Source organism: Coleofasciculus sp. F4-SAH-05, from assembly GCF_040222985.1.
In the GTDB taxonomy this organism is placed as follows: domain Bacteria; phylum Cyanobacteriota; class Cyanobacteriia; order Cyanobacteriales; family Coleofasciculaceae; genus Coleofasciculus; species Coleofasciculus chthonoplastes.
The window spans coordinates 19881-27702 of sequence record NZ_JAVKBY010000099.1; the positions used below are offsets into that span (position 1 = coordinate 19881).

Here is a 7822-nt window from a genome sequence, read left to right on the forward strand (position 1 = left end):
CTAATCAAGGACTGGATAATGACTGGTTCTTTCCCGTTCCTGTTTCCAGCTATACTCTTGCTGTCCGGTCATTTGCCGAATCAGCCATTGAGCCGCACCGTAGCCAATGTCCATCGCATCTAGCGTCCCGATATAGTTAAAGGAACCTTGACGACCGATGGTGCGAAAATTAGCGAAGTGATCCAGTTGACTAAGGATCGCGTCTAAGACAGGCTCAAACCCTGATTTATAGACAGGATAGGAGGAAGGGAGGCGGATAACACGCTGATCCAGTACGGAAAATCCAGTATACCCCATATCCTTTAACCCCTGCTGGGTGAGGGCAATTAAGTCGCTGTCACAACGTTGACCCATGGCTCTGGTTTTTGAACCCATCACCTCACAACAAATAATACTACCCCCTGGAGTCATCTGTGGATCAAACGATTCCTGTTCGCTGAGCCGATGAAACACGATGTTTGAGTCAGGAACAAAGATCCAAGACTCATCCAACAAGCTCGGTTGGTCTATCTTTAAAAATACCAGGATCAGGTCGTTGAGCTGAATAATCTCCTGCATCCGAGCCGTTGTGGTTGGTTCAAGCGCATCACCCATGAGTTCGGTGAGTTTGAGTAGGGGGAGTGTAGACACCACCCAGTCATCTGGGTTCACCTGAATCTGTTGAACCGATCCGGTGACGCGATCGCGATAACGAATCCTGCGGATGGTATTATTTTCCACACTAAGGTGACACACTTCCTGATTTAGCCGATACTCACCTTGGTGGCTGGTTTGAGTCGCGATCGCCTTCCACAGTTTTTGCAGTCCGCCTTGGGGATAGCGGAATTCTAACGCTTCAAAATTACTCGATTGGCTAATTTTTAGCGATCGCTTCACCAATTCCATTAAGGATGGGGTTTGCACTCGTCCTTGAGACAGTTTGACATCTAATTGAGCAGGATCATCCCAGAGTTTTAGCGCAATTGGCTTAAACAAAGCCTCATAGAGTTTTTTCCCTACCCGCCCCTGCAAATCAGCTTCAAAGGTTAGGGGACTTTTTGAGGTAAGCACAGAACCAAGCTGAGCTAGTCCATAGTCCCAAACCATTGCCGCAAACGAGGCTAACCCATACACCTGAATCAGAGAAAACGGTGAGGGGGGATAGGGTAGAAAGTAACCGCCAATAAAAATACTACTTTTCTTGGGACGAGTCAACCAGTCTTCAGGAGACAAAAGGCGTTCAACTCGCGTCATTAAGTCTTGATTGAGTGTAAAAATTTTATGAGGACCTAAGTCATGACAGCCGTTTCCTGACCAATGAATGGTTTGGGCAAGTCCACCCAAACTCGACCCCCGTTCCAGCAGAACAAAAGAGGCGTTGCTATCTTGGGTTAAACCATGAGCTAAGGCTAGCCCAGCCGGTCCACCGCCGAGGATATAAACTGTCATGGTTTAACTCGCGCCAGAGCCGTGGTTTGACTGGCATAATAAGGGATAGGAATCTGTTGAATCAACCGGGGAGTAAGTTGTTTCAACACCTGACTCAACGGAATCTTATAGAGAATTGCCATATCTTCCAAATAACCAAATTGTAACGTTTGCCAGTAGGGTTGAAAATGGAACACCTGAAAACCCGTGCGTTGGCAAATCATGCTGAGAGTCTGGCGGGTAAAATGATGCAGATGGACGGAAATAATCCACCAAAATCGACGACCTGCTAATTTTGCCTGCCAAGTGCCAATATCTGGATAGTTAATCAGTAGAATTCCTCCTGGCTTGAGTAATGTTTGGATTTGCTCAAGTGCGGCTTGGGGATTGGTTAGATGTTCGATCACATCCCAAAGGCATACTAGGTCAAATGATGCCGATTTAAAGGGGTGATTGTCCAGAGTTCCCTGTTCTATCTTCAGTCCGCGTTTTCTCCCTTGTTCGACTAAAAACTGGGACGGTTCTAATCCCACAGCCTGATAACCAAACCTTTGCGCCGCTTCCAAGAAGGCTCCCCCAGCCGTACCAATATCCAGCACCGTTGCTCCTTTTGCTGGAATCCGAGAACCCAGGGATAATAAGGTTCGATAAAAGCTTTCGACGCGCATCGGATACTGACTATCATGTCCGGATTCTTCAGAGAGCAGATACCCTTGTAAAATAACCGGATCGGGAAAACGGGGAGTCTCATAAATCATGCCACAGTTTTCACATTCAACCAGCCGTTGAGTCCCCGGAACACCTGAGGCGGCGCCGTAAAGCGTCTGGGGATCTTGAATGTCTATCCAGGGTTCATACTTAACCTTGTTTTGATTGGAGTCACAAACCGGACAAAGCACTTCAATTTTCATAACTTAGGATATGTTATTGTTTAGTCAAATGGGTTAACGTCGTTGCCGATAACATCTCTATTTATTCTGACTTACGCAAAGATCCTATCTGTAGGGTGTGTTAGCGTAGCGTAACGCACCTTAACCAATATATATGGTGTGAGTGCGTAAGTCCTATTGCTGAGAAGGTGGCGGGGTAAATTGCCACGAAATAGGCATTTCTGGGTCTGGGGTTCCCGCAAATCCCATATTAATCGGATAAACATCGACCTGATAACGTTCTGAGCAAGGAAGCAGCGTGAATGATTGATCTGGACTCACAGTTGTTGCCATTCTTTTTCCCGTTGAGGGACAACTTCCGGCAACTATATAACGTTGGTTAGGAATTTTTATGACTTGTCCTTGATTGTTATAGCTGTTAACAGTTAAGGAACAGATCAGACCCCGGCAAGTCTCCTCTAACTCTATTTTTTTGATGTGCATTCTTTCAAACTCCCAAAACCCCGTATAGTGAACAATTATTTGTCCATAGACTACAGATATTAGTATAGGTAGAATACACACACAGACTAAACATTGAGTAAAAAAGCGACGACTTAAAGGTAAAAGATTTGGGAAAAAGTGCCAGGGTCCTGCTACTAATGCCAGACACCAGGTTACTAACATCATGTTGCGAACCACCCCATATTTTAAATGCGGACTGCCAAACAGCGGACTCCCCAGATAGGCAACCGTTAAGATTAATCCAGTAATTAAAGGAATTACAAAACTTGCTTTTTTTAGTAGAGTTTTAATATTTTTTTTATATCCAGAAAAGATTAATAGAGTAAAAGTGGCTGGTATGGCATAGATTAAAAATGGTATTTGTAATAAAAAAGGCATTTTAAAAACATCAAAGTTAAACCCAAAAATTAAGGGATTTATTTCGTAGTTTTGATTGAAGCTAAAAAAGTTTGGATCGATAAAGAGTTGAACAAATTTAACTGGAAAAATATCCGGGTAAGTTTTATACATTTCTCTTAAAACAGGATTATTGTCTCTTAAGCCAAAATATAGTAGGCTTATTGTTTTTTGACGAGTAATAATTTGGCTGGTTAAAAAGGTTACTAAAAAGGATAAACCTAAGACAGTAGTATATTTGATTAGCTGAAAATCATTAACACTAGACTTTATTTTTTGTAGTGTTGTTATAGGATACATCAGCGCTAACACTAATAACCAAATTCCTATACCTAAGAGTAAAGCCATTCCTTCAAATGAACGAATTTGGACTAGGAGTCCTAGGGAAAAACCCAAAAGAGTCAACCCAAATAATATTTTTCTATAATGTCGTTTTTTATAACTGTCTTCAATATAAAAAATTAATAAAATACAAGATATGCCCATCAGCGTAGCTGGAAAATGAGACCAAGGAATATCTGAAAACGATACAAAATTACTTGAAAATATGACGGTTAAGCTATAAATAAATGCAATTAAGTTTGCTGTTTTAATTTTTGAGCTTATAGATAAAGTTTCATGGTTTTTTTTTTCTTGATTTAAGGCATAATACATTAAAAATTTAGCTAAAAAAAAAGACTAACGTCGTTAATGTAAATGATAAGCGATTAAGTAAGACTAGAGAATTTTTGGGTTCTGTAGAAAAAAGCTTAGTGACAAGAACGCCTAACGTTATATAGCCAGAACCCACAAGACCATTTTCTACTGAACCCGACGCTTTTCCTGCCAAAACGTCTTGAAGTGCCTTTAAAAAAACACTTTGATCCCACCAACTCAGTTGCACAATCTCTCCTTGACCCGAATCAGGTAGGATTAGGACAATTAGCAAAAGTAATACGGCAAAAACTAATGTAGTATTGATTTTCATTGCTTTAACCCGATTTCATCTAATTTTATAGATTATTTTACCACAATCTGCAAATTATAGGGATTGTCCGAATTTTCGGGAAACATAACGTTATGGTCAGAAACCAATTCAAAAACCATTTTGTATACTCCTGGTTGTTCAGGGATAACAACCGTTCCAATTGCTTGGGTTGTCTCGCCTTGACTGACTAAACCCGATACATATAAGTAGCTTTCCTTGACTAAATTGTCTTGGATATCGTAGAAAACCACTCTGACGCGGGTTTCTCCTTTACGAAGCGCTGACTGATAGCCAAACCATTGAGAAGAGCCTGTATTTTTAACTTTAGCCTTTAGTAAGATTTCTGATTTTGCTGACAGCAGCAACTTTTTATTTGTCATTTTTTGATTAGCAAATTCTATCGCTTCTATACTTCCACTCAGACCATTGATATATTTGTTACTCTTTACCGGAGGAGCAAATAGTCTGTGGAATAATGCCTTGGCATGTCTTTCTATCTGATTATCTTTTAGTTGCCAAAGTCTAAATCTGTAGGTATCTATATTGAGAGGATAACCATTCCAATCAAAACCTTTATGACCAAATGCGCCTACGATCTGAGTAAATAACGAAAACATCAGCAGTGATAAAAATACAAAAGAACTAAAAATTTTCTTTTTATAAATAACAGGTTTTTGGGTGACATCAATCAGAGAGTAATTTATGACATAGCAAGCAACAGGCATAATATCGGTCATGAACCTTGGACCATAACTATGTCCAGCCCACCACACCAGATAGAAACAGTAATTAAAAAATAATAGGATAACTGCAGTCGTCATACATAGGATTAATTGCTCATCTTTCCTAAATCTATGTTTAAATAGGTTGTAGGCTCCGATAAAAGAATAGATGAGGATAGGAGAAAATAGTAAAACACCCCGACTGGGGCTTATTAAAGTACCTAATGAAGATTCCAAAAAAGTATCGAGAGTAAATGAATACCAAGATTGACCAACCTGGGAATATCCTCCTGTTAAGTTGTTAAAGTAGTAAAGGTTCCACATTAAACCTGGTAATATCGATAGCATTCCTAACAGGAAAAACAAATTATTGAATCGATTTATTACCACAGAATAGGCTAAAGCTGCGACTAAAAATAATGTACTTGTGGGACGAATTATCGGCAATAATCCCCCCATCATACCTGCAATAACTAAGAATAACAATTTATTTTTTTGAACAGTCGTATGATTAACCTTGAGTAAACAAAATATAATAACTATAACAGCGAAGTTAGACGCTCCATGTTGCCATAAACCTTGAGAACTCGTCATCCATGTATTTGTAGCAAAAGCAAATATGAACGTTGAAATAACTGCAATTTTTTCGCTGAATTTCAATTTAGAGGCTAAGTAAAAGACCACCACAGAACTTGCTGTTACTAAACTTGCTGCCAACTTTTCAAAAAACAATCTATAGGGTTCAAAACTTGACTGCGTTAATTCAACGGGAAGATTAAATAGCTTTAAAAACCCATAAAAAATTACGTATATAGGCGACGTTAAAATTGCTGCACCTATGGGGTATACCGATGTTAAATGTCCATTCTGTGCTTCTATAAAAGAATAATGTAAAGAACCACCGTTGGCAAAATAGCTGGTTCTAAATGCATCAAAATTAAAGGTTTGATTTTCTAATAAATTAAATACCAAAAGTGAGTTAGGAACTGTATCACCTGAACTAATCGTCCGATCATTTATTAAATAAATTGTCAAACTAATGAAAAATATAATCAGACATTTTACTCGTGGGGTAAATTTATTCCATTTATACTTAAGTTCATTTACTTTATTGAATAAATTCATGATACAGTCACCAAAAATTAAAAGCAAAAATTTAAGTTCTTAAAAGATTGTACTTCAGGATACAATAAATAGCTATAATGCCATCTTTCCATCCTATTTTTTTCCCTTCCTTATAGGTACGACCATAATAGGATATGCCAACTTCGTAAATACGACAATTCGTTTTCGCCACCTTTGCCGTTATTTCGGGTTCAAAGCCAAATCGATTTTCTTGAATTTTGATGGATTGAATAATCTCTCGTCGAAATGCCTTATAGCAAGTTTCCATATCGGTTAAATTGATATTCGTGAGCATATTCGACAAGGTGGTTAAAAACTTGTTGCCTACCATGTGCCAATAATATACGACTCGGTGAGGTCTACCTCCTTGAAAGCGTGAGCCAAAAACGACATCGGCTTTATCCTTAAGGATAGGATCGATCATGAGCGAATATTCGTGAGGATCGTATTCTAGATCAGCATCTTGGACAATTACAATGTCTCCCGTTGCAGCAGCAAATCCGCTGCGTAAAGCAGCTCCTTTACCTTGATTTTTTCGATGATAAATGACACGCTCAACCTGGGCTTCTAGTCTTGATTGTAGGAGTTCTCTTGTACCATCTTTTGAACAGTCGTCAACTATGATAATTTCAATATCTCTCACGGGAGATGCTTTTACCACTTCAATAACTTTACCAATCGTTCCTATTTCGTTATAGCAAGGTATGATAACGGATAGTTTCATTTTAAAATAGTTACTCCTTTTTCGTTACAGTACAGAAATTATTCATTCCCAACTGGAAATATTGGTGTTGAAAATTTTGGAATCCAATTTCATCTATCAATATTTTTTCAAGAGACTGGCGAGTATAGTATCTTTTATGATCTCTGATTTCTGCTTCACTGACTATCTTTAGTCGATAAGCTAAAAACTCTAGTATAGGTTGAGACCAGATAGATGGAACGGTAATTATAAGCTTACCGCTAGGAACAAGTATTCGATAAATTTCTTGTAAAATTTCCTTTTCGTATTCAATATGCTCCAAAACTGCAAGCATTGTAATTACATCAAAACTTGAATTATCAAAAGGCAAATAATTATTAAGTTTTAGTTGCTTTGTTGTAATATTACCCCCTTGATAAACCTGAACTTTAAAATCTACACCTACTCCATATCTTATATGACTAGATATAGACCTTAAAAAAGTAGCTGACACACCACAACCAACATCTAGTAAAATATAATTTTGAGGAATATGGGGTTTCACTCTCCTTAATCTCATCCATCGCAGCAGTGGTTCTAATAAAGGTTCTTTTATTTTTTTCATTGCTTTAATCCTATTTTTTTATTGTCAATAAGTAATTGATTCACCGCTATAGTAAAAATCAAGAAAATAAAAATGACAGTACCAACTAATTCATGGGTTTCTAAGTAGCTAATTCTAAACAGTAGTCCTTTACCTGTCCATTGTTCTAATCTTTCTACAATCCAACTATGGCATGATACAACATTACATCTAGTGTCGAAAATTATTATGCCAATTATCAAGCTATATGCCAAGAAAACACCAAAAATTAATTCTGTAAAACGACTCAGGGAAAATGCATAAGCTATACCAATAAATAACAAAGGTAAAACAGGTACAAAATATCTGGCAATGGGTGATTCTCCCGGTGTTACTTGATGCAAACATACAGCGCTTTGCGCTATATCATAGTACAATTGATGAACAGAGATTAAGGCGTTGGATAGCCAATGAAAGCATATTCAGTAGATTTCAGAGAAAAAATAGTCAAAGCTCATTTAGTAGAAAAAAGCTCAATTAGACATG

General features: G+C 38.1%; 8 protein-coding genes. All 8 read right to left on the minus strand.

Going from position 1 to position 7822, the window contains the following annotated elements:
- The 8 genes from RIG27_RS13035 to RIG27_RS13070 all read right to left on the minus strand — a co-directional run bounded on the left by RIG27_RS13035 (window position 1) and on the right by RIG27_RS13070 (window position 7713).
- On the minus strand, window positions 1–1428 hold the full coding sequence (locus RIG27_RS13035) for an FAD-dependent oxidoreductase (protein ID WP_446345723.1): 1428 nt from the start codon (window positions 1426–1428) through the stop codon (window positions 1–3).
- A complete protein-coding gene (locus RIG27_RS13040) occupies window positions 1425–2318 on the minus strand; it encodes a class I SAM-dependent methyltransferase (RefSeq protein ID WP_446345725.1) in 894 nt (297 codons plus the stop codon). Before RIG27_RS13040 ends, RIG27_RS13035 begins: the two co-directional genes overlap by 4 nt.
- Before the next feature lie 153 nt (window positions 2319–2471).
- Window positions 2472–3851 (minus strand): hypothetical protein, encoded by a 1380-nt coding sequence (locus RIG27_RS13045; protein WP_446345727.1) that lies wholly within the window; start codon window positions 3849–3851, stop codon window positions 2472–2474.
- Window positions 3852–3858: 7 nt separating this feature from the next.
- Window positions 3859–4164, minus strand: a complete 306-nt coding sequence (locus tag RIG27_RS13050; RefSeq protein ID WP_446345729.1) for a hypothetical protein — start codon at window positions 4162–4164, stop codon at window positions 3859–3861.
- Between the two features lie 32 nt (window positions 4165–4196).
- Window positions 4197–6011 (minus strand): hypothetical protein, encoded by a 1815-nt coding sequence (locus tag RIG27_RS13055; protein WP_446345731.1) that lies wholly within the window; start codon window positions 6009–6011, stop codon window positions 4197–4199.
- Between the two features lie 31 nt (window positions 6012–6042).
- The gene (locus tag RIG27_RS13060) at window positions 6043–6735 is read right to left on the minus strand and encodes a glycosyltransferase family 2 protein (RefSeq protein WP_446345732.1); all 693 of its coding nucleotides are present in this window, start codon (window positions 6733–6735) and stop codon (window positions 6043–6045) included.
- A gap of 10 nt (window positions 6736–6745) precedes the next feature.
- Window positions 6746–7318, minus strand: a complete 573-nt coding sequence (locus RIG27_RS13065; protein WP_446345734.1) for a class I SAM-dependent methyltransferase — start codon at window positions 7316–7318, stop codon at window positions 6746–6748.
- Complete coding sequence (locus RIG27_RS13070; RefSeq protein WP_446345736.1) at window positions 7315–7713, minus strand: hypothetical protein; 399 nt, start codon at window positions 7711–7713, stop codon at window positions 7315–7317. The genes RIG27_RS13065 and RIG27_RS13070 overlap by 4 nt, the downstream gene beginning before the upstream one ends.
- Between the last annotated feature and the right edge of the window lie 109 nt (window positions 7714–7822).